Below are 20474 nucleotides of genomic sequence, written 5' to 3' on the forward strand. Positions count from 1 at the left end.
CCACGGAACTCGATTGGGGGTTGGCAATCCAACCGCGTAGTCAACCCAGTGGAGTCACCCTGTCATGCGTTTCAAACTTGCTGTCGCTACCGTCGCGCTGTTGTCCCTGCCTGTCGGTTCGGCGATGGCCGATACTTTTTGGCGTAACGTTCTTACCTCCGGTGCAACCACCGGTTCGAGCTATCTGACATCCAAGGATAACAAGATGGTCGTCGCGGCCCAGGACGATGCCAGCAGCTTCGTCGCCAGTGATGGCAGTATCCGCGGCCCGTACCTGGAGGCGGCCATGCAGAAAGTCCGCGCCGACAATCCTGGCCTGCAAGCCACGGACATGGAGTTGGCGAACGCCATCCTGGCGAAGAATGCCATCGCCTCGAAGTAAGGTTCGTTGCTGGTCAAAAATGCCGCTCCCAAAAGCGGCATTTTTTATGAGTCAGGTAAATTGCACAGCTATTTCCTACGACGGCCAACACCAAAGCACTGACATATCGGCGAGTTTTCACCGACCTTCTGAGAAAAGGTCTGATATGAACCCGTGGCTTGTAAACTCAAACTTTGTCGATTCGGATTACCCACACACGCGAATCGACTCACATGAAAAAAACAGCCTTATCTTTACTGCTGCTGACTGCCACCTTCTGCCAGATATCGCAGGCCGATGGTCTGTACGGCTCGATAAAAATCCAGAGCGCTCAACAAGACCTTTCCAGCGCCCTGCTCACCAGCCCTCGAGTGAATAACCGCGTCATCAGCCCCGACAGCAACAAGGACATCACCGGCTCCGTTGCGCTAGGGTATGGATTCAAGGGTGATTGGCGCCTGGAAGGCGAGTACACGATCAAGCAAGACTCGGAATTCAAGAGTTACTGGGCGCCGTTCAACGCCAACGTCAACAACATGCAAGTCTCGTCCAGCCGGCTGATGGTCAACGGCTACAAGGATTTTCCTTTGAACGAATACCTGTCCCTGTACGCGATGGCCGGTGTCGGTATGGCGCATATCAGTTCCGAGGGCTATCAATCCAACCCTTCGCGACGGTTCGCCAACAATAGCCAGAACAACTTCGCCTATGCCTTGGGCGTCGGGGCTGACCTCAAGCTCAACCAGCAAATTACCCTTGGCACCGGTTACCGGTACGTCGACATGGGAGATATTGAAACCGGCTACAACACCTTCGCCAACCGCATCAATGCCCGGGATGAACAGCTAAAGGGCAAGTTGCGGGAGCAGAATGTGTACGTTGAGGCGAGGATGGCGTTCTGACTCATCGGCCATTAAAAGTAAAGATCGCAGCCTTCGGCAACTCCTACATGGAAACGCGTACTCCTGTAGGAGCTGCCGAAGGCTGCGATCTTTTGATCTTCTCAGCGGTAATCATCCACCGGCACACACGCGCAAAACAGATTGCGATCGCCGTAGACATTGTCCACACGGTTTACCACCGGCCAGTATTTATGGGCCTTGGTGTGAGCATCCGGCGTGACCGCTTGCACAATGCTGTACGGCCGCTCCCACACGCCAGTGATATCGGCCAACGTATGCGGCGCACCTTTCAACGGGTTCTCTTCAGCCGGCCAGTTACCATTTTGCACCTCGTTGATTTCCGCGCGGATGCTCAGCATCGCCCCGATGAAACGGTCCAGTTCCGCCTTCGATTCACTTTCGGTCGGCTCGACCATCAGCGTACCCGGCACCGGAAACGACATGGTCGGGGCATGGAAGCCGTAGTCCATCAGGCGCTTGGCCACGTCCTCTTCGGTAATGCCGGTCAACGCCTTGAGCGGTCGCAGGTCGAGGATGCATTCGTGGGCCACCCGCTCGTTGCGCCCGGTGTAGAGCACCGGGAAGGCACCGGACAAATGCCGCGCCAGGTAGTTCGCGGCGAGGATCGCCACTTCGCTGGCGTCCGCCAGTTGCGGCCCCATCATGGCGATGTACATCCAGCTGATCGGCAGAATGCTTGCGCTGCCCCAGGGCGCTGCGCTGACGGCGCCATTTTGCGGGTGCGGTCCGTCGATCGGCACCACCGGATGGTTGGCCACGAACGGCGCCAGATGCGCCCGAACACCAATCGGCCCCATGCCCGGCCCACCGCCACCATGGGGAATGCAGAAGGTCTTGTGCAGGTTCATGTGCGAGACATCGGCGCCAATATCGGCCGGCCGCGCCAGCCCGACCTGGGCGTTGAGGTTGGCGCCATCCATGTACACCTGACCGCCGTGATGGTGGATCACTTCACAGATTTCGCTGATGCCTTCCTCATACACGCCATGGGTCGAAGGATAGGTCACCATCAGGCAGGCAAGTTTGTCTGCCGCCTGCGCGGCTTTTTCCTTGAGGTCATCGAGGTCGACGTTGCCCGCCTCGTCACATTCGACGATCACCACGCGCATCCCGGCCATTTGCGCCGACGCGGGATTGGTGCCGTGAGCCGACGAAGGAATCAGGCAAATGTCGCGGCCACCCTGTTGACGGCTCTCATGGTATTTGCGGATCGCCAGCAGCCCGGCGTATTCGCCCTGAGCACCGGAGTTGGGCTGCATGCAGATCGCGTCGAAACCGGTGATCGCGCACAGCCAGCGTTCCAGTTCTTCGATCATCAACCCGTACCCGACGGCCTGTTCCTTGGGCACGAACGGATGAAGGTTGGCGAACTGCGGCCAGGTAATCGGGATCATCTCGCTGGTGGCATTGAGCTTCATGGTGCAGGAGCCCAGCGGGATCATCGATTGATTGAGCGCCAGGTCCTTGTTTTCCAGTTGCTTGAGGTAGCGCAGCATCTCGGTTTCGCTGTGATGGGCGCTGAACACCGGATGGCGCAGATAAGGCGAAGTTCGCGCCAGCCCTTCGGGAATTCCGCCAGGCAAGACTTCGGCATCCAGGGCGTCGATGCTGAGCCCGTGATCGGCCCCCAGAAACACGTCGAACAGCTTCGCCACGGTGCCTTCGTCGCAGGCCTCGTCGAGGCTCAGGCCCAGTTGGCCGCGCCCGAGAATGCGCAGGTTGATCTGTGCGGCCCGGGCACTTTCGATGATCGCTGTCTGGGCTCCGCCGACCTCCAGCGTCAGGGTGTCGAAGAAGTGCCGGTTGACCCGGGTGATACCGTTGCGTTCAAGCCCGGCGGCAAGGATGCAGGTCAGTCGATGAACCCGCTGGGCGATCCGCTTGAGCCCTTCCGGGCCGTGGTAGACCGCATAGAAACTGGCGATATTGGCCAGCAGCACCTGGGCCGTGCAGATATTGGAGTTGGCCTTCTCCCGGCGGATGTGTTGCTCGCGGGTTTGCAGGGCCATGCGCAGGGCGGTGTTGCCCCGCGCATCTTTTGAAACACCGATGATCCGCCCGGGAATCGCTCGCTTGTATTCATCGCGACTGGCAAAAAATGCCGCGTGCGGCCCGCCGTAACCCATGGGCACGCCAAATCGCTGGGACGAGCCGAACACCACATCGGCACCCAGTTCACCCGGCGGGGTCAGCAACAACAGGCTCAGCAAATCCGTGGCGACACATACCAGGGCCTGTTGCGCGTGCAGGTGATCGATCAGCGGCCGCAGGTCGTGGATTTCACCGTGGGTGTCGGGGTATTGCAGCAGCGCGCCGAACACCTGGTGCTGCTTCAAGTTATCCACAGCGTCGACGATCAGCTCGAAGCCGAAACCTTCAGCGCGGGTCTGCACCACGGAAATGGTTTGTGGGTGACAGTTCTCGTCGACAAAGAACAGGTTGCTTTTGGACTTGGCGACCCGCTTGGCCAGGGCCATGGCTTCCGCCGCGGCGGTGGCTTCATCAAGCAGCGAGGCATTGGCCAGCTCCAGGCCGGTCAGGTCGATGGTCAGTTGCTGGAAGTTCAGCAGCGCTTCGAGCCGCCCCTGGGCGATCTCTGGCTGATAGGGGGTGTACGCGGTGTACCAGCCGGGATTTTCCAGCACGTTACGCAGTATGACGGCCGGTGTGAGGGTGCCGTGGTAGCCCATGCCGATCAGGCTGGTCCAGACCTGGTTCTGCTCGGCATAACCACGCAGCTTGGCCAGCGCGGCCTCTTCATCGAGTGCCGGGGGCAGGTCCAGCGCCCGGTTGAGGCGGATGCCCGGCGGCACCGTTTGCTCGATCAATTCGACCCGACTGCCCAGGCCGAGGCTGTCGAGCATCGCCTGTTGCTCGGCGGCATCGGGTCCGAGGTGACGGCGCAGAAAGGCATTGGGGTCGCGTAACTGGCTCAGGGACGGCAATTGGGACATGACGGGCTCTCTCTTGACTGGCGCTCGGCGTCGATGCAACACGGTCAAAACAGCATAGCAGTCGATCTTCGCGTGGATGACGTGGCGCGGTCGACCAATCCGGATCATCATGTCCGTCGCCAACTTAATGTCCGCTGATCGGGTGACTGTATCCATGAGCCAACTGCCTTTCCTGCCGTTTTCCAAACCCACCATCGATGAAGCCACGATTGCCACCGTCGGCGAGGTATTGCGCTCGGGCTGGATTACCAGCGGCCCCAAGGTCCAGGCCTTCGAAGCGCAACTTTCGGAGTATTTCGGTGGGCGCCCGGTACGCACCTTCAATTCCGGCACCTGCACCATGGAAATCGCCTTGCGCATTGCCGGGGTCGGGCCGGGCGATGAAGTGATCACTACGCCGATTTCCTGGGTGGCCACCGCCAACGTCATTCTGGAGGTCGGCGCCACCCCGGTGTTTGCCGACATCGACCCGGTGACCCGCAATATCGATCTGGATCAACTGGAAGCGGCGATTACCCCTCGCACCAAAGCCATCATCCCGGTGTACCTCGCCGGGTTGCCGGTGGACATGACGCGGTTGTACGCCCTGGCGAAAAAGCACGGCCTGCGGATCGTCGAAGATGCGGCCCAGGCACTCGGCTCCAGCTGGAACGGCCAGCGCATTGGCTCGACGGGGGATTTCGTGTCCTTCAGTTTCCAGGCGAACAAAAACGTCACCTCCTCCGAGGGCGGTTGCCTGGTGCTGAATACGGCCGAAGAAGTACGACTGGCAGAGAAGTACCGGCTGCAGGGCGTTACCCGCAACGGCTTCGATGGCCTGGACGTCGACGTGCTGGGTGGCAAATTCAACATGACCGACGTCGCCGCGGCCATTGGCCTTGGGCAATTCGCTCATATCGAAACCATTACCGCTCATCGCCGTGACCTGGCCCGGCACTATTTCGCCTGCTTTGGCGAGGATTTCGAAGCGCAGTACGGCGCGCAATTGCCTCCGGCGGATTTTACCCACAGCAACTGGCATTTGTTCCAGCTGGTATTACCGGAACGTACGGACGGCAAACCGGCGCGGGCGACTTTCATGGAGCAGATGCAGGCATTGGGTGTCGGGATCGGCTATCACTACCCGCCGATTCACCTGTTGAGCCTTTACCGCGAGCGTGGATTCAAGGAAGGCATGTTCCCGGTCGCCGAGCGGGTCGGTCGGCTGATTGTCTCGCTGCCGATGTTCACGGCGATGAGCAAAGCCGATGTCGAGCGTTCGGTGGCGGCCGTGAAGGCCGTCTTGCGGCCTTGACTCAGCCTTGATTCGGCCTTTGTAGGAGCTGCCGCAGGCTGCGATCTTTTGACTTTGATTTTAAAAACAAGATCAAAAGATCGCAGCCTTCGGCAGCTCCTACGGGGCGAGCATTACTCGCCGATGGCAGCCTTGTAGCCGGCAGCATCCAGCAGCTTTTCCAGGTCTGCAGCGTTGCTTGGTTTGAGCTTGAAGATCCACGCGCCGTACGGGTCGCTGTTGAGCAGTTCCGGCGAAGCGCTCAGCTCTTCGTTGACCGCGATCACTTCACCGGCAATCGGGGAGTAGATGTCGGAAGCGGCTTTAACCGATTCAACGACACCAGCCTGATCTTCAGCGGCAAACACGTTGCCGACTTCAGTCAGCTCGACAAATACCACATCACCCAGCGCTTCCTGCGCGTGATCGCTGATGCCCACGGTGACGGTGCCATCGGCTTCCAGACGTGCCCATTCGTGACTTTCGGCAAAACGCAGGTTGGCAGGGATATCGCTCATGTTCTGTGTCCTCAGGAAAAGGGTCGGCGGGCATGCCCGCCAGAAAAGGTTAGATCAAGGTTTTGCCGTGACGTACGAAGGTCGGTTTGACCACTCGGACCGGGTACCACTTGCCACGGATTTCCACTTCAGCGCGGTCGGCAGTAGCCATCGGCACGCGCGCCAGTGCAATCGACTTGCTTAGCGTAGGAGAGAAACTACCACTGGTGATCTCCCCTTCGCCAACATCGGCGATACGGACCACCTGATGAGCACGTAAAACCCCGCGCTCCTCAAGGACCAGACCGACCAGTTTGTGCTGCACACCGGCGGCCTTTTCGGCTTCCAGGGCCTTGCGCCCGATGAACTGCCGGGTGGCAGGCTCCCAGGCGATGGTCCAGGCCATATTGGAGGCCAATGGTGAAACATCTTGCTGGATGTCCTGACCGTAAAGGTTCATGCCGGCTTCGACCCGCAAGGTATCCCGTGCGCCAAGGCCGATGGGAGAAATCCCGGCTCCGACCAGATCGTTGAAAAAGCCGGGCGCCTGATCAGCGGGCAGAATGATTTCCAGGCCGTCTTCGCCGGTATAACCGGTGCGCGCGATGAACCAGTCACCATCGGGCAGGCCTTCGAAGGGCTTGAGTAGCTGGATCAGGTTGCCGCGGGACTGGCTGACCAGCTCGGCAATTTTCTGCCGGGCGTGGGGGCCCTGGATGGCCAGCATCGCCAACTCGGAACGTTCGCGAAGTTGCACGTCGAAACCGTCGAGATGCGCTTGCATCCAGGAAAGGTCCTGATCGCGAGTGGAGGCGTTGACCACCAGGCGATAACCCGCATCGAGACGGTAGACGATCATGTCGTCGACGATCCCGCCCTGCTCGTTGAGCATGGTGCTGTACAACGCACGGCCGGGGCTGTGCAGGCGTTCGACATCATTGGCCAGCAAATGCTGAAGCCAGGCTTTTGCCTGGGAGCCACCGACGTCGATCACGGTCATGTGGGATACATCGAAGACACCGCAATCGCGGCGCACCTGATGGTGTTCCTCGACCTGCGATCCATAATGCAGAGGCATGTCCCAACCGCCAAAATCGACCATCTTCGCGCCAAGTGCGAGATGAAGGTCATACAGAGGCGTACGCTGTCCCATGGGTTTCTCCTTCCGGGCGTGGCGAAGGTGCGGGCAGGTGCTGCACGGACTGAATGCCTTGAAACAAGGGCCTTCAGCCGCTTTCAGCCACCTGGTCTGTCAGACGGACCGCACCGAATGCCGCGCATTGTAGCCGCAAGGTGTAGGACTGACACCTAGCTGTTTCGATGTGCTGAACGCCGAATCAACCCGATGACCGGTAACAGCCCGACCAGCACCAGGGTCAATGCCGGCAAAGACGCCCGCGCCCATTCGCCTTCGCTGGTCATTTCGAAGATTCGCACCGCCAGCGTGTCCCAGCCAAACGGGCGCATCAGCAAGGTTGCGGGCATTTCCTTGAGCACATCGACGAACACCAGCAGCGCGGCGCTCAGCGTGCCGGGTAATAACAACGGTAGATACACTTTGAAAAACAGTCGTGGCCCACTGACGCCCAGGCTACGTGCCGCTTCGGGCAAAGATGGCCGTATACGTGCCAGACTGCTTTCCAGTGGCCCATAGGCCACCGCAATGAAGCGCACCAGATAGGCCAGCAACAACGCCGACAGACTGCCCAGCAGCAGCGGCTTGCCCGCGCCACCGAGCCAGCCCGAGAGCGGGATCACCAGCTCGCGATCCAGGTAACTGAACGCCAGCATGATCGACACCGCCAGCACCGAACCGGGCAAGGCGTAACCCAGGTTGGCCAGACTGACCCCGGAACGAATGACCCGGGTGGGCGCCAGTCGTCGGGCGAATGCCAGTAACAAGGCAACGCTTACAGTGATCAACGCCGCCATCGCCCCCAAATACAAGGTATGGACGATCAACCCGGTATAACGCTCGTCGAGATCGAAGCGCCCACGCTGCCAGAACCACACCATCAGTTGCAGCATTGGAATGACAAAGGCGCAGGCAAATACCAGCCCGCACCATGTCACGGCTGCCAGTGCCTTGAAGCCTCGCAGGTGATACAGCGCCTTGACCCGTGGTCGCTCGTTGCTCGCCCGGTTGGCCCCGCGAGCACGCCGTTCGCCATACAGCACTAGCATCACCACCAGCAGTAACAGACTGGCCAGTTGCGCGGCGGATGACAGGCTGAAAAAACCGTACCAGGTCTTGTAGATGGCCGTGGTGAAGGTATCGAAATTGAACACCGACACGGCGCCGAAGTCCGCCAGGGTTTCCATCAGTGCCAATGCCACCCCTGCACCGATGGCTGGCCGCGCCATGGGCAGAGCTACCCGCCAGAACGCTTGCCAGGGCGATTGGCCAAGGACCCGCGCCGCCTCCATCAGGCCTTTGCCCTGGGCGAGGAAGGCCGTGCGGGCCAGCAGATATACATAGGGATAGAAAACCAGCACCAACACCACAATCACCCCGCCCGTGGAGCGCACGCGTGGCAGTCGCAGACCACTACCGAACCACTCGCGCAGCAGGCTTTGCACGGGCCCGGCGAAATCCAGCAGGCCGACAAACACGAACGCCAGCACGTAGGCCGGTATCGCGAAGGGCAGCATCAGCGCCCAATCGAGCCAGCGCCTGCCGGGGAATTCACAAAGGCTGGTCAGCCAGGCGAGGCTGACGCCCAGCAGGGTGACTCCCGCACCGACACCAAGCACCAGCGTCAGCGTGTTGCCCAGCAGGCGCGGCATCTGCGTGTCCCACAGGTGGGACCAGATTTGAACGTCGATGGTTTGCCAGGAAAGCAGCAGAACGCTCAGGGGCAACAGGACCAAAGCCGCGATGGCGAAGACGACTGGATACCAGCGGCGTTGGGCGGGATGGGCCAAGGAAAAGCTCTCTGGATAAATCTTGGAGTTTAGGGAAAACGCAAAAAGATCGCAGCCTGCGGCAGCTCCTACATTGGGTTGATGATCACCCTGTAGGAGCTGCCGAAGGCTGCGATCTTTAGCTTTTTTAAAACCGACTCAGTTCCAGCCAGCCCTGTCCATCATGCGGATCGCTTCGGCCTGGCGCTTGCCGGCAATTTCCACCGGCAAGGTATCGGCAATGAATTTGCCCCAGGCCGCCACTTCTTCAGAGGGTGCCACCGCCGGGTTCGCCGGGAACTCCTGGTTCACGTCGGCAAAGATTTTCTGCGCTTCAGGGGTGGTCATCCACTCCACCAGGGCCTTGGCCGCTTCCGGGTGTGGCGCGTGTTGTGTCAGGCCGATACCTGACAGGTTGATGTGTACGCCACGGTCAGCCTGGTTCGGCCAGAACAGTTTCACCGGCAGGTCTGGTTTCTGCTTGTGCAGGCGACCGTAGTAGTAGGTGTTGACGATTCCAACGTCGCACTGGCCGGCGTTGATCGCTTCCAGCACGGCGGTGTCGTCGGAGAACACGTCGGTGGACAGGTTCTTGACCCAGCCCTTGAGGATTTCCTCGGTCTTCTCGGCGCCGTGCACTTCGATCATGGTCGCGGTCAGGGACTGGTTGTAGACCTTCTTCGCCGTGCGCAGGCACAGGCGGCCTTCCCATTGCTTGTCGGCCAGCGCTTCGTAGGTGGTCAGTTCACCCGGCTTTACCCGATCAGTGGAGTAGGCAATGGTCCGCGCCCGCAGGCTCAGGCCAGTCCAGGCATGAGAGGCGGCCCGGTATTGCAGCGGAATGTTGGCGTCGATGGTTTTCGAGGTGAACGGCTGGAGGATGCCCATCTGCTCGGCCTGCCAGAGGTTGCCGGCATCGACGGTGAGCAGCAGGTCGGCCGGCGTATTCGCGCCTTCGGCCTTGAGCCGCTGCATCAGCGGCGCTTCCTTGTCGGTGATGAACTTCACCTTCACACCGGTCTTGGCGGTGTAGGCATCGAATACTGGCTTGATCAGCTCGTCGATTCGCGAGGAGTAGACCACCACCTCGTCAGCGGCCTGGGCGGCGGTGCTGCCGATCAGGGTCAGGGCCAGTGCGGTCAGTAGACGCGTTGGTGCCAACATGGGAGCGGTCCCTCGATTGAAAATGAGGGCAAATGATAAGGACTCACATTTAGGTTCTCAATCGAACAGTTCGCGGAGGAGTTACCAGATGTTGCACATGCGTTGAGATTTACCGCATTCCATGTAGGAGCTGCCGCAGGCTGCGATCTTTTGATGTTGAAGAGCAAGATCAAAAGATCGCAGCCTGCGGCAGCTCCTACACGGGAACCTTGCCGGCAGTCTCAACAAAAATCAGGCCTTGGCGAGAACGGGCAAATCCCCGGTCAACCCCAACGCCTCACGCACGAACAGCGCCTTGGCTTCCGGCATTTTCTCAACCATTTTCAACCCGGTGTTACGCAACCAACGCACCGGCAACGGATCGGCCTGGAACAGCCGCTCGAAGCCTTCCATCGCCGCCATCAGTGCCAGGTTGTGAGGCATGCGCCGACGCTCGTAACGACTGAGGACTTTCACATCTGCCAGACGTTCGCCTCGTGTTGCCGCTTGCAGCAACACTTCGGCCAGCACGGCGGCATCGAGGAATCCGAGATTCACACCCTGCCCAGCCAACGGGTGAATGGTGTGGGCCGCGTCGCCGATCAACGCCAGACCTTCAGCCACATAACGTTTGGCATGCCGCTGACGCAGGGGGACACACAGGCGCGGGTCGGCGCTCAGTACTTCGCCGAGCCGACCTTCAAAGGCCCGCTCCAGCTCCTTGCAGAAACCCTGGTCATCCATTGCCATCAGTCGTTCGGCTTCGCCGGGCGTGGTTGACCAGACGATCGAACACCAATTCTGTTGGCCATCGCGCTCAAGGGGCAGAAATGCCAACGGACCGTTGTCGGTGAAGCGCTGCCAAGCCGTCATTTGATGCGGTTTGGCGCAACGCACGCTGGTGACGATGGCATGGTGCAGATAATCCCATTCGCGAGTCACGACCCCGGCCAGGCGCCGCACCGCCGAGTTGGCGCCATCCGCCGCGATCACCAGAGGCGCGCGCAGGGTGCGGCCATCGGCCAGGGTCAGCAGCCAGTCATCGCCGGAGCGGCGCATCTGTTCCAGGCGCGCATTGGCCAGCAACCCCAGATCGCAATCGTGCAGGCGCTCGAGCAAGGCATCCTGGACCACGCGGTTCTCGACGATATGCCCCAGCACCTCGGCATGCACGCTGGCCGCCGAGAAGTGGATTTGCCCGGTGCCGCTGCCATCCCAGACCTGCATGTCGGTGTAGGGGCTGCTGCGCCGCCCGGCGATACCATCCCAGACGCCGAGGCGTTCGAGAATCCGCTGGCTGGCGGCCGACAGGGCGCTCACCCGCGGTTCAAACGCGGCCTGAGCGTTAAACGGTTTGACGCTCATGGGGCTGCCGTCCAGCAGCAGGACTTCCAGCCCGCTGTCCTGCAACGCCAGCGCCAGGGCGCTGCCGACCATTCCGGCTCCGACAATCAGCAGATCTGCGCGCATTTCCATGCTTTAAGCCTGTCTCTCTTGCGGCTTGAGCCGCACGTAAAGGGTTTTTCCGACCCGCGCCACCAAGTGGCCGGCGCCGTCATGAATGTCGACCTGCAATTGCGGCAGGTATTTTTATCAATCGCGCCTTGCCGAATCGGCGGATCAACCAGTTACGCACCTGGACGCGTACCCAAACCCATCGCCTGTCGGGCAAACCAGCGTTTGGCCGGTGGCAACAGGTCGAGGCCGAGCAGTCCGATGTTGCGCCCCAGGGATACCAGCGGCTGGGTACTGCCGAACAGGCGCGTGACCTGATCGGAGAAACCCACGGTGAGGTCCTGATCGAGACGCTGGCGTTCGCGATAGGCCTGCAACGTGGCGAAGTCGCCCAATGGTTTTTCGCTGGCGAGCAAGGTATCGGCCAGGGCCTGGGCATCGCGCAGGGACAGGTTGAACCCCTGGCCGGCAATCGGATGCAGGCTGTGCGCCGCGTTGCCGAGAATCGCCAAATGCGGGCGCACCTGTTCTTCAGCCTCGACCAGTGTCAGCGGATACAGATGCCGCGCACCGACCTGTTTCAACGTACCAAGGCGATATCCGAACACCCCCTGCAACTCGCTAAGGAAACTGCGTTCATCCAGCGAAGCCAAGCGTTGCGCATCCATCCCCAGGCGGGTCCAGACCAGTGCGCAGCGGTTTTCCGGCAGCGGCAGCAACGCCATCGGGCCTTCGTCGGTGAAACGCTCGAAAGCCATGCCGTTGTGGGCTTCGCTCGGAGTGATGTTGGCGATCAGCGCGCTCTGGTTGTACGGACGCTTCCTGATGCCGATCCCCAATTGCTCGCGCAGACCGGAGCGGCCACCATCGGCGAGCACCGCGAGGTCGCATTCCAGAGTGGTTTCATCGTTGAGGGTCAGGCGATAGCCATCGGTCAGCGGCTCCATGCGGGTGACTTCCGCCGGGCAGCGCCAACTGATCACGTCCTTGTCCACGCCTTGCCAAAGGCATTGGCCGAGCCAGGCGTTTTCAACGACATAACCCAGCGCAGGAACGCCCTCTTCCATCGCCGACAACCGCGCCGTCGAGAAACGCCCACGGTCGGAAACATGAATCTGCTTGATCGGCTCGGCGCGGCGGGAGATTTCCTGCCAGACACCCAGCCGTTGATAAATTTGCCGGGAGCCGAAGGACAACGCCGAAGAACGGGCGTCATAACTCGGTTGATACGTGTCGCCGGGGGCGAACGGTTCGATCAGCACGATTTTCCAGCCCCGGGCCTTGGCTCCAGCTTGCAAGGCCAGCGCCAGACTCGCACCGACCAGCCCGCCACCGATGATTGCCAGATTGACTCGACTCATGCCGTTTGTGTCCGCGCGGCGGCCATCAGGGCCTCGATCTCGGCGACCGTTCTCGGCACGCCGCCCGTCAATATTTCACAACCGGTTTTGGTGACCACTACGTCGTCCTCGATGCGCACGCCAATGCCGCGCCATTTCTTCGCCACGCTCTGGTTGTCCGCAGCGATATAGATCCCCGGCTCCACGGTCAGCGCCATGCCGACTTCCAGCACGCGCCATTCGCCGCCGACCTTGTATTCGCCGACGTCATGCACATCCAGACCCAGCCAGTGGCCGGCGCGGTGCATGTAAAACGCTTTGTAGGCTTCGCTGGCTATCAGTTCGTCGACGTCGCCCCGGAGCAGTCCCAGCTTGACCAGCCCGGCCGTGATGACCCGGACCGTGGCTTCATGCGCCTGATTCCAGTGTTTGTTCGGGGCGATTTCGGCAAAGGCAGCCTCTTGGGAAGCCAGCACCAATTCGTAAATCGCTTTCTGTTCCGCTGAATACTTGCCGCTGACCGGAAAGGTCCGGGTGATGTCGCTGGCGTAGCAGTCGATCTCGCAACCGGCGTCGATCAGCACCAGATCCCCGTCCTTGAGCACTGCGTCATTCTGCTGGTAATGCAGGATGCAACTGTTGCGCCCCGCCGCGACGATCGACCCGTAGGCCGGCATCTTCGCCCCGCCCTTGCGGAATTCGTAATCGAGCTCGGCTTCCAGGCTGAATTCGTGCAACCCGGCGCGACAGGCCTGCATTGCCCGTACGTGCGCCCGGGCGGAAATCCGCGCCGCCTCGCGCATCACTTTCACTTCTGCCGCCGATTTATACAGGCGCATGTCGTGCAGCAGATGATCCAGGGCAACGAATTCGTTCGGCGGCTGGGCACCGAGGTTGGCCTTGGAGCGGATCACGTTGATCCACTCCATCAGGTGGCGGTCGAATTCGGGGTTGCTGCCCATGGCCGAATACACCCGGTCACGGCCTTCGATCAGGCCCGGCAGGATGTCGTCGATATCGGTGATCGGAAAGGCGTCGTCGGCGCCGAAGTCGCGAATCGCGCCTTCTTGCCCGGCACGCAGGCCATCCCACAACTCACGCTCGGCGTTGCGCTCGCGGCAGAACAGAATGTATTCGCCATGCACGCGCCCCGGCATCAACACCAGTACGGCCTGGGGCTCGGGAAAACCGCTGAGGTACTGGAAGTCGCTGTCCTGGCGGTAGACGTGCTCGACGTCGCGGTTGCGAATGGCCACCGCGGCGGCGGGCAGGATGGCGATGCTGTTGGGTTCCATCTGCGCCATCAGGGCCTTGCGGCGACGGCTGTATTCCGATTTCGGGATGTGGATCATGGGCAGATGGCGTTCCCTGGCAACGATTAGTGCAGCGACGGTTTGGCGGCCGGCATGTCTTTTTTGGTCTCGGAGAACAGCAACAGCGGTGCGACGCGCAGGTATTCCATGACTTCCATGTAGTCGCTCTCGCCGTCTTCGGACTCTTCCAGGGCATCCTGCACCTGGGAAATGGCCGCGAGGTCCTGCAACACTTCGGTGGCCTCGGTGCTCAGCATGCTGCTGTCACGGCAATTCAGGCCGAAACCGCTGAGGAAACCCTGGCACCACTGGCCCAGTGCGATGGCACGCTCGGTGAGCGGGGCGTCGTCGGTCGGCAACAGCAGAACGACGGTCACGTCATCGCCGGTGAGCTCGCCCTTGACCATCTCTTGCAGGCCGATCAGGGCGTTGCGAACGTTGTCCTGGGGCTCGCCTTCGAGCAGTTCGGCGGCGTCGATCAGCCAGCCTTCGGCATCGAAACCGGCACCGGCGCAACTGCGACCGAGCAGGAGGCCGTGCAGTTCGGCAGGCGAGACGTTGTGACCGCTGGAAGTCAGCAGGGTGGCGAAGGCTTGGTACGGGGAATTCTGAATGGTCATGGGTAGCTAGGCGCCAGACGGCGCTATGTCTAGAATGAAGGCCTTGTATCCTACATCGACTACCCCTGTAGGAGCGAGCGTGCTCGCGATGGTCGTCAACGATAACGCTGGGTACCTGACACCCCGCGGCGTTCTCAAGTTCATCGCGAGCAAGCTCGCTCCTACAGTGGTCCGCCCGCTACCTCCGGTCAGACACGAACTCAGTGGACACAATGGAAGACACCGATCTGCAAGCGCTGATGGCCAGACTCGAACTACTGATTACCCGAGTCGAGCAACTTAAGAGTCAAAATGGACTCTTACTAGCTCAGGAAAAGACCTGGCGCGAGGAACGCGCGCACCTCATTGAAAAAAACGAAATCGCCCGGCGTAAGGTCGAATCGATGATTTCGCGCCTCAAGGCCCTGGAGCAAGACTCATGAGTTCAAGCAATAGCGTCACCGTGCAGATCCTCGACAAAGAGTATTCGATCATCTGCCCTCAGGAAGAGCGCAGTAATCTGATCAGCGCCGCCCGTTATCTGGACGGCAAGATGCGCGAGATCCGCAGCAGCGGCAAAGTCATCGGCGCTGACCGTATCGCCGTGATGGCAGCGTTGAACATCACCCACGACCTGCTGCACAAGGAAGATCGCCCGGATATCCAGGCCAGCGGTTCGACCCGCGAACAGGTGCGCGACCTGCTCGATCGCGTCGATCTGGCGCTTGCCACCGATCCGGACGTCACCAAAGGCTGATTCGCGCCACCACTTGCGGTATAATCCCCTCACTCCCTGGGGTGCTTGCCAGTTGGCGATGTCCCTGAGCCGATTTGCTATACCCTGGAGGTTGCACGTTGGGCTGGTGTGCATGTCCGCTAGACGGAAAGCCTTAAAGCCTACTGCATCTTCCACCTTGAACTTTCGGGTTCAAGGGCTAAGTCGACAGCGGCACATTCGGGGAGCCTGATTTCAGTCCAATGCCGGTTTTGATACCGGCATTGGCGTTTTTACGGGTACGCTCCACGTATCCGCATTGTTGAAGCCCGAATACATGACCGAACCTGCGCTGCTCCCCCGCCCGCAACTTCGACGCATGCTGCGCAAGGCCCGCCGCGCACTGACACCCAGTCAGCAGCGCCAGGCCGCTCGCGGGCTGTACAAGCAATTGGCCCAGCAACCGCTGTTCCGCCGCGCCAGACACATCTCGCTCTACCTGCCCACCGACGGTGAAATCGATCCGCGCCTGTTGCTGCGCGCCGCGCAGCGCCGGGGCAAAGCCACCTATCTACCGGTGCTGAGCGCCTGGCCGCGAACCAAAATGGTGTTCCAGCGCATCCGTCCCGGGGAAAAACTCAAACCCAACCGCTTCCGCATTCTCGAACCACGGGCCAACCTCGCCCGGCAACGCAAGATCTGGGCGCTGGACCTGGTGCTGTTGCCATTGGTGGGGTTTGACGATGTCGGCGGACGCCTGGGAATGGGCGGCGGCTTCTACGATCGGAGCCTGGCCTACCTGGCGCGACGAAATGACTGGCGCAAGCCGACGCTGTTGGGGCTGGCCCATGAATGTCAGAAGGTGGGGCGATTGGCTCAGGCAAGCTGGGATGTGCCGCTGCAAGGAACGGTGACGGACAAGGCCTGGTATTACGCAGGCTAGGCGCCACTTCGATCAGCGGCGCCGAGGCAACAGGATCAGCGCTTGAAGGCGGTCGACTGTTGCTGCAATTGGGCGAGCTCGACTGGTGCATCGGTCTTGCTGGCCCACAGGCTTTGGGCATAGCCAGTGGTCACGACGCCAAGGCCAAACAAAATGACCAAAATCCATAGTAAATCCGGTTTGCGTTTCATCGATTACCCCCCAAAGGCATATCTACACGATGACAGCAGCGGTTTCCGTTTATAGGCCGTGCAGCAGCGTCAAGCTTTAAAGGCCGGCATTTTGCGACAACGTGAACCGCTGCGCAAATGCTGACGTCAACCGACTGTCGGTTTGTCATAAAATCGCCGACAAGCGGCTCAATCACCTCGCAAGGAGCAAAAGACATGGCCTATTGGCTGATGAAATCCGAGCCCGACGAACTCTCGATAAAAGGACTGGAAAAGCTCGGAAAAGCGCGCTGGGACGGGGTTCGCAACTATCAGGCACGCAATTTCCTGCGGGCCATGGCAGTGGGGGACGAGTTCTTTTTCTACCATTCCAGCTGCCCTGAGCCGGGCATCGCCGGAATCGGCAAAATTGTCGAAGCCGCGTATTCGGACCCGACGGCACTGGAGCCGGAGAGCCATTATTTTGACCCGAAGGCCACCCCGGACAAAAATGCCTGGAGCGCGATCGATGTCGCGCATGTCGAGACGTTTGTCCGGGTGTTGAAGCTGGATTACCTGAAGCAGCAGACGGCGCTGGCCGAGTTGCCGCTGGTGCAGAAAGGCTCGCGGCTTTCGGTGATGCCGGTGACGGCGGAGCAGTGGGCGGCGGTTATAGCGCTGCGCTGATGACCGCCAAAAGATCGCAGCCTTCGGCAGCTCCTACAGGATTACGCGCCTGATGTAGGAGCTGCCGAAGGCTGCGATCTTTTGATTTTCAAAAAAGACTTACTGAATGATCAGGTTATTGAACAACAAATCCTCAACCACCGGCTTACCGGTTTCATCATTCATGATCTGCTGGGTCTGCTTCAGCGCTTCCTGACGCAGCTTTTCCTTGGCCTCGACGTTGTTCATCGTCTCGGTAGTCTGCTGGGCGAACAGCGCGACCAATTGATTGCGGATCAAAGGTTCATTGGCCTTCACCGCTTTGGCCGCCTCGTCACCGGTCACCCGCAACGCCACATCGGCCTTGTAGACCTTCAGTTTCGGCGTGCCGTCCAGCCCGTAGTTACCCACGAACGGCGGGCTCAGGGTGATGTAACTGACCTTCGGAGCTGTATCCTCTTTGGCTTCTTCGGCCACCGCTGTCACAGGCAGAGACAGGGCCAGCATCAACATGATCCACGCTTTCAAAATTCGCTCCTTATCCGGTTTGCGGCCTAGCATAACGACCCGTCACGCCAGCACAAGCTTATGGCTGACTATCAGGGCCAGGCATGCTCGTTGACCCATCAACTCACACACCTACACTTATCGGCCATCACTTCCAAAGGAATAGCCCTGATGAAAGCCGTGCTGTGCAAAGCCTTCGGCCCTGCCGAATCGCTGGTGCTGGAAGACGTCGCCAGTCCTGTCGCGAAGAAGAATGAAATCCTGCTGGACGTGCACGCCGCCGGGGTCAACTTCCCCGACACGTTGATCATCGAGGGCAGATACCAGTTCAAGCCGCCCTTCCCGTTCTCTCCCGGTGGCGAAGCGTCCGGTGTGGTCAGCGCTGTGGGCGAAAAGGTCAGCCACTTGAAAGTCGGTGACCGGGTCATGGCCCTGACCGGCTGGGGCAGCTTTGCCGAACAGGTCGCCGTGCCGGGCTACAACGTGTTGCCGATCCCGCCGTCCATGGACTTCAACACCGCCGCCGCCTTCAGCATGACCTACGGCACCTCGATGCATGCCCTGAAGCAGCGCGGCAACCTGCAACAGGGCGAAACCCTGCTGGTGCTTGGTGCCTCCGGCGGTGTCGGCCTGGCGGCGGTGGAAATCGGCAAAGCCATGGGCGCCCGGGTGATCGCCGCAGCCAGCAGCGCAGAGAAACTCGCCGTGGCCAAGGCCGCCGGCGCCGACGAACTGATCAACTACAGCGAAACCAGCCTGAAGGACGAAATCAAGCGCCTGACCGATGGCCAGGGCGCTGACGTGATCTACGATCCGGTGGGCGGTGACCTGTTCGACCAGGCCATCCGTGCCATCGCCTGGAACGGCCGCCTGCTGGTGGTCGGCTTCGCCAGCGGGCGCATTCCCGAATTGCCGGTGAACCTCGCGCTGCTCAAAGGCGCAGCGGTACTCGGTGTGTTCTGGGGCTCCTTCGCCCAACGTCAGCCACAGGACAACGCCGCGAACTTCCAGCAACTGTTTGGCTGGTTTGCCGAAGGCAAATTGAAGCCGCTGGTGTCACAGGTGTATCCGCTGGACAATGCGGCGCAGGCCATCAATGATCTTGGTCAGCGCAAGGCTGTCGGGAAGGTTGTTGTGCAGGTTCGCTGAGCCGAGGCAAGCGATCTGAACTTCGAAAGACGCCGTTCAGATCGCTTTTCATTGGCGCGTGGACCCAAGCACCTTGCGAAGATACTCAGGCAAAAAGCTCATGTGTTACGAACCAGTCGCCAGTCAGGGCAGCGTGGCATTCGTCCAGGCGGACTTTGATTTACAGCGCTTGAGCCGCGCCTCCAGATTCCGGTCTGGCATGGCGTGGCTGCGCAGGGCATGCGCGGTCTGCTCGACATAATCGCGAGTGGTGCCGTAGCGCCCGCAGGCGTTTTCGAACACATGGCTCAGCACATGGTCCGGCAGGTTGCCGGCATAGCTGGGCAGGTGTCGCTCCAGCACAAAGCCCAATGCCTGTACCTGGCTGCCATCTTCAAGACGGCAGTTGAGCCAGTGCGGGCGGTAGGAAGGGAATGGCATCTCGCGCTGCCAAAGTGCGTACAGCGACGCTTCGAGTTGCTCTTCGGGCAAGCGATAGGCGAAACCGCTGCAAGAGCCACCGCGATCCAGGCCAAACACCAGGCCGGGCATTTCCGGGGTGCCACGATGTTCGTGGGACCACAGGTACAACCCGCGATGATAGCCATGCACCCGGCCGCGAACCCGCTCAACCGCTGTGCATTCAGGGCGCCAGATCAGCGAACCATACGCAAACAACCAGACCGGCCCGCCCTTGTGGCGCGCCATGGTCGATTGCATCGAGCTGAGCAGTTGTTCGTGAGTGAGTTGCGGCCCCAGATCGAGCCGCGGAGGGTAAGCCAGATTCAAAAAAGCAGATTCAATGGCGCTCATGGCAACAGTTGTTCGGCCCCGCAAGCATTACAAAATGTAAACACTATTAATGTAATAGAACATATAGCAGTAAAGGTAAAACGAAAAGTGATAAAGGACGTTTGCCTGACTGTTTATATACCCTAATGTCATTCTGCAAATATCTTAAATACCAGAATGAAATATGCATAAGCATTGAGTCCTTCCGGGAATAAAGCCGCTTATCAGAAACGTCCTACTCCCCCTTCAGATTTGCCGCCTTCTGGCCTCCATCGGGCGTCGCGTATAACGGCCACACAGGCGCAAGCCAGACTGCCTTCACAGGGGGCCGCCGATGAAAAAACCATGGTTTTACGCAGTGCTGTTGATGGTCTTGGCGCCATTGGCGCTGGCACAGCATGCAAGCTCAAAGGACACCGGCTCCTGGTATTTGCAGACCAGTGTTTATACGAAGCACTATTCGCCCGACCCCAGGCACAACAACAATCAGGATCTTATTGGTCTTGAACGTATCGACGCGTCCGACTGGCTGTTTGGCGCTGCCACTTTTCGCAATTCGTACAGTCAGCGCTCACATTATATCTACGCGGGTAAACGCTACGAAAGCGCCTCCTATCCCGTGTATATCAAATTCACGGGCGGCCTGCTGGAAGGCTACCGTGGCAAACATAAGGACAAGATCCCCCTGAATCGCTTCGGGGTCGCACCGGTGATCATCCCCTCACTGGGCACACATTACGGTCCGGTGGCAGCCGAGCTGGTGTTGCTCGGCTTCAACGCCGCCATGGTGACCACTGGCGTGCGCTTCTGAT

Annotated in this window: 21 protein-coding genes, 1 other RNA gene and 1 pseudogene; 10 read left to right on the forward strand and 13 right to left on the reverse strand. The window is 60.2% G+C overall.

The genetic code is table 11. From position 1 onward, the window contains the following. The first annotated feature begins 64 nt into the window (after positions 1-64). The gene (locus tag AC1DKH_RS03470) at positions 65-382 is read left to right on the forward strand and encodes a DUF2388 domain-containing protein (protein WP_477797422.1); all 318 of its coding nucleotides are present in this window, start codon (positions 65-67) and stop codon (positions 380-382) included. 212 nt (positions 383-594) lie between these two features. Continuing rightward, entirely contained in the window at positions 595-1263 is a 669-nt protein-coding gene (locus AC1DKH_RS03475; protein WP_477797423.1) for an outer membrane protein, read from the forward strand. Positions 1264-1364: 101 nt separating this feature from the next. Here AC1DKH_RS03475 and gcvP read toward each other — a convergent pair whose 3' ends face one another. Beyond that, on the reverse strand, positions 1365-4238 hold the full coding sequence (gene gcvP / locus AC1DKH_RS03480; protein ID WP_477797424.1) for an aminomethyl-transferring glycine dehydrogenase: 2874 nt from the start codon (positions 4236-4238) through the stop codon (positions 1365-1367). A gap of 154 nt (positions 4239-4392) precedes the next feature. Here gcvP and AC1DKH_RS03485 point away from each other — a divergent pair, with 154 nt between their 5' ends. Continuing rightward, positions 4393-5532, forward strand: coding sequence for a DegT/DnrJ/EryC1/StrS family aminotransferase (locus AC1DKH_RS03485; RefSeq protein ID WP_477753088.1), 1140 nt, complete (start codon positions 4393-4395; stop codon positions 5530-5532). 113 nt (positions 5533-5645) lie between these two features. Here AC1DKH_RS03485 and gcvH read toward each other — a convergent pair whose 3' ends face one another. The 9 genes and pseudogenes from gcvH to AC1DKH_RS03530 all read right to left on the reverse strand — a co-directional run bounded on the left by gcvH (position 5646) and on the right by AC1DKH_RS03530 (position 14783). Continuing rightward, positions 5646-6029, reverse strand: coding sequence for a glycine cleavage system protein GcvH (gene gcvH, locus AC1DKH_RS03490; RefSeq protein WP_477797425.1), 384 nt, complete (start codon positions 6027-6029; stop codon positions 5646-5648). Between the two features lie 49 nt (positions 6030-6078). Next, entirely contained in the window at positions 6079-7161 is a 1083-nt protein-coding gene (gene gcvT, locus AC1DKH_RS03495) for a glycine cleavage system aminomethyltransferase GcvT (protein WP_477753090.1), read from the reverse strand. A gap of 155 nt (positions 7162-7316) precedes the next feature. Then, a complete protein-coding gene (locus tag AC1DKH_RS03500) occupies positions 7317-8933 on the reverse strand; it encodes an ABC transporter permease (protein ID WP_477753091.1) in 1617 nt (538 codons plus the stop codon). Between the two features lie 138 nt (positions 8934-9071). Beyond that, the gene (locus AC1DKH_RS03505; RefSeq protein WP_477753092.1) at positions 9072-10076 is read right to left on the reverse strand and encodes an extracellular solute-binding protein; all 1005 of its coding nucleotides are present in this window, start codon (positions 10074-10076) and stop codon (positions 9072-9074) included. Between the two features lie 231 nt (positions 10077-10307). Beyond that, complete coding sequence (locus AC1DKH_RS03510) at positions 10308-11525, reverse strand: 2-octaprenyl-3-methyl-6-methoxy-1,4-benzoquinol hydroxylase (protein WP_477797443.1); 1218 nt, start codon at positions 11523-11525, stop codon at positions 10308-10310. A 9-nt stretch (positions 11526-11534) separates the two neighbouring features. Next, a pseudogene (locus AC1DKH_RS03515) lies at positions 11535-11645 on the reverse strand (tetrameric acyl-CoA thioesterase); the annotation flags it as partial. A gap of 38 nt (positions 11646-11683) precedes the next feature. Then, a complete protein-coding gene (gene ubiH, locus AC1DKH_RS03520) occupies positions 11684-12871 on the reverse strand; it encodes a 2-octaprenyl-6-methoxyphenyl hydroxylase (protein ID WP_477797426.1) in 1188 nt (395 codons plus the stop codon). Next, on the reverse strand, positions 12868-14202 hold the full coding sequence (gene pepP / locus AC1DKH_RS03525) for a Xaa-Pro aminopeptidase (RefSeq protein ID WP_477754660.1): 1335 nt from the start codon (positions 14200-14202) through the stop codon (positions 12868-12870). Before pepP ends, ubiH begins: the two co-directional genes overlap by 4 nt. Before the next feature lie 26 nt (positions 14203-14228). Then, positions 14229-14783, reverse strand: coding sequence for a YecA/YgfB family protein (locus tag AC1DKH_RS03530; protein ID WP_477797427.1), 555 nt, complete (start codon positions 14781-14783; stop codon positions 14229-14231). A gap of 212 nt (positions 14784-14995) precedes the next feature. On the opposite strand from AC1DKH_RS03530, the gene AC1DKH_RS03535 reads away from it, so the two are divergent. The 4 genes from AC1DKH_RS03535 (at position 14996) to AC1DKH_RS03550 (ending at position 16420) form a co-directional block, all read left to right on the forward strand. Continuing rightward, entirely contained in the window at positions 14996-15205 is a 210-nt protein-coding gene (locus AC1DKH_RS03535; RefSeq protein WP_007982902.1) for a TIGR02449 family protein, read from the forward strand. Continuing rightward, positions 15202-15519: a cell division protein ZapA gene (locus AC1DKH_RS03540; protein ID WP_477754658.1), complete on the forward strand. Its 318-nt coding sequence runs from the start codon at positions 15202-15204 to the stop codon at positions 15517-15519. Before AC1DKH_RS03535 ends, AC1DKH_RS03540 begins: the two co-directional genes overlap by 4 nt. A 30-nt stretch (positions 15520-15549) precedes the next feature. Next, a non-coding RNA gene (gene ssrS, locus AC1DKH_RS03545) (6S RNA) lies at positions 15550-15728 on the forward strand. A gap of 86 nt (positions 15729-15814) precedes the next feature. Then, a complete protein-coding gene (locus AC1DKH_RS03550; protein WP_477754657.1) occupies positions 15815-16420 on the forward strand; it encodes a 5-formyltetrahydrofolate cyclo-ligase in 606 nt (201 codons plus the stop codon). A 35-nt stretch (positions 16421-16455) separates the two neighbouring features. Here AC1DKH_RS03550 and AC1DKH_RS03555 read toward each other — a convergent pair whose 3' ends face one another. After that, entirely contained in the window at positions 16456-16611 is a 156-nt protein-coding gene (locus tag AC1DKH_RS03555; RefSeq protein WP_007978897.1) for a hypothetical protein, read from the reverse strand. Positions 16612-16806: 195 nt separating this feature from the next. On the opposite strand from AC1DKH_RS03555, the gene AC1DKH_RS03560 reads away from it, so the two are divergent. Continuing rightward, positions 16807-17256, forward strand: coding sequence for an EVE domain-containing protein (locus tag AC1DKH_RS03560; RefSeq protein WP_477797428.1), 450 nt, complete (start codon positions 16807-16809; stop codon positions 17254-17256). A 99-nt stretch (positions 17257-17355) separates the two neighbouring features. On the opposite strand, the gene AC1DKH_RS03565 is transcribed toward AC1DKH_RS03560, so the two are convergent. Further along, positions 17356-17763: a flagellar basal body-associated protein FliL gene (locus AC1DKH_RS03565; RefSeq protein ID WP_477763001.1), complete on the reverse strand. Its 408-nt coding sequence runs from the start codon at positions 17761-17763 to the stop codon at positions 17356-17358. A gap of 150 nt (positions 17764-17913) precedes the next feature. On the opposite strand from AC1DKH_RS03565, the gene AC1DKH_RS03570 reads away from it, so the two are divergent. Beyond that, complete coding sequence (locus AC1DKH_RS03570) at positions 17914-18891, forward strand: NADPH:quinone oxidoreductase family protein (RefSeq protein WP_477797429.1); 978 nt, start codon at positions 17914-17916, stop codon at positions 18889-18891. 123 nt (positions 18892-19014) lie between these two features. On the opposite strand, the gene AC1DKH_RS03575 is transcribed toward AC1DKH_RS03570, so the two are convergent. Continuing rightward, positions 19015-19683 (reverse strand): gamma-glutamylcyclotransferase, encoded by a 669-nt coding sequence (locus AC1DKH_RS03575; RefSeq protein ID WP_477754653.1) that lies wholly within the window; start codon positions 19681-19683, stop codon positions 19015-19017. 313 nt (positions 19684-19996) lie between these two features. Between AC1DKH_RS03575 and AC1DKH_RS03580 the strand changes: the two genes are divergently transcribed. Beyond that, positions 19997-20473, forward strand: coding sequence for a sn-glycerol-3-phosphate transporter (locus AC1DKH_RS03580; RefSeq protein ID WP_477797430.1), 477 nt, complete (start codon positions 19997-19999; stop codon positions 20471-20473). Position 20474: the final 1 nt, after the last annotated feature.

This window comes from Pseudomonas sp. 05L36, from assembly GCF_056398125.1.

Excerpts from the sequence above, each read along its gene's own strand:
- AC1DKH_RS03470 (WP_477797422.1), top strand. The coding sequence starts at position 65 with ATGCGTTTCAAACTTGCTGTCGCTACCGTCGCGCTGTTGTCCCTGCCT.
- AC1DKH_RS03475 (WP_477797423.1), top strand. The coding sequence starts at position 595 with ATGAAAAAAACAGCCTTATCTTTACTGCTGCTGACTGCCACCTTCTGC.
- gcvP (WP_477797424.1), bottom strand. The coding sequence starts at position 4,238 with ATGTCCCAATTGCCGTCCCTGAGCCAGTTACGCGACCCCAATGCCTTT.
- AC1DKH_RS03485 (WP_477753088.1), top strand. The coding sequence starts at position 4,393 with ATGAGCCAACTGCCTTTCCTGCCGTTTTCCAAACCCACCATCGATGAA.
- gcvH (WP_477797425.1), bottom strand. The coding sequence starts at position 6,029 with ATGAGCGATATCCCTGCCAACCTGCGTTTTGCCGAAAGTCACGAATGG.
- gcvT (WP_477753090.1), bottom strand. The coding sequence starts at position 7,161 with ATGGGACAGCGTACGCCTCTGTATGACCTTCATCTCGCACTTGGCGCG.
- AC1DKH_RS03505 (WP_477753092.1), bottom strand. The coding sequence starts at position 10,076 with ATGTTGGCACCAACGCGTCTACTGACCGCACTGGCCCTGACCCTGATC.
- AC1DKH_RS03510 (WP_477797443.1), bottom strand. The coding sequence starts at position 11,525 with ATGCGCGCAGATCTGCTGATTGTCGGAGCCGGAATGGTCGGCAGCGCC.
- ubiH (WP_477797426.1), bottom strand. The coding sequence starts at position 12,871 with ATGAGTCGAGTCAATCTGGCAATCATCGGTGGCGGGCTGGTCGGTGCG.
- pepP (WP_477754660.1), bottom strand. The coding sequence starts at position 14,202 with ATGATCCACATCCCGAAATCGGAATACAGCCGTCGCCGCAAGGCCCTG.
- AC1DKH_RS03530 (WP_477797427.1), bottom strand. The coding sequence starts at position 14,783 with ATGACCATTCAGAATTCCCCGTACCAAGCCTTCGCCACCCTGCTGACT.
- AC1DKH_RS03535 (WP_007982902.1), top strand. The coding sequence starts at position 14,996 with ATGGAAGACACCGATCTGCAAGCGCTGATGGCCAGACTCGAACTACTG.
- AC1DKH_RS03540 (WP_477754658.1), top strand. The coding sequence starts at position 15,202 with ATGAGTTCAAGCAATAGCGTCACCGTGCAGATCCTCGACAAAGAGTAT.
- AC1DKH_RS03550 (WP_477754657.1), top strand. The coding sequence starts at position 15,815 with ATGACCGAACCTGCGCTGCTCCCCCGCCCGCAACTTCGACGCATGCTG.
- AC1DKH_RS03555 (WP_007978897.1), bottom strand. The coding sequence starts at position 16,611 with ATGAAACGCAAACCGGATTTACTATGGATTTTGGTCATTTTGTTTGGC.
- AC1DKH_RS03560 (WP_477797428.1), top strand. The coding sequence starts at position 16,807 with ATGGCCTATTGGCTGATGAAATCCGAGCCCGACGAACTCTCGATAAAA.
- AC1DKH_RS03570 (WP_477797429.1), top strand. The coding sequence starts at position 17,914 with ATGAAAGCCGTGCTGTGCAAAGCCTTCGGCCCTGCCGAATCGCTGGTG.
- AC1DKH_RS03575 (WP_477754653.1), bottom strand. The coding sequence starts at position 19,683 with ATGAGCGCCATTGAATCTGCTTTTTTGAATCTGGCTTACCCTCCGCGG.
- AC1DKH_RS03580 (WP_477797430.1), top strand. The coding sequence starts at position 19,997 with ATGAAAAAACCATGGTTTTACGCAGTGCTGTTGATGGTCTTGGCGCCA.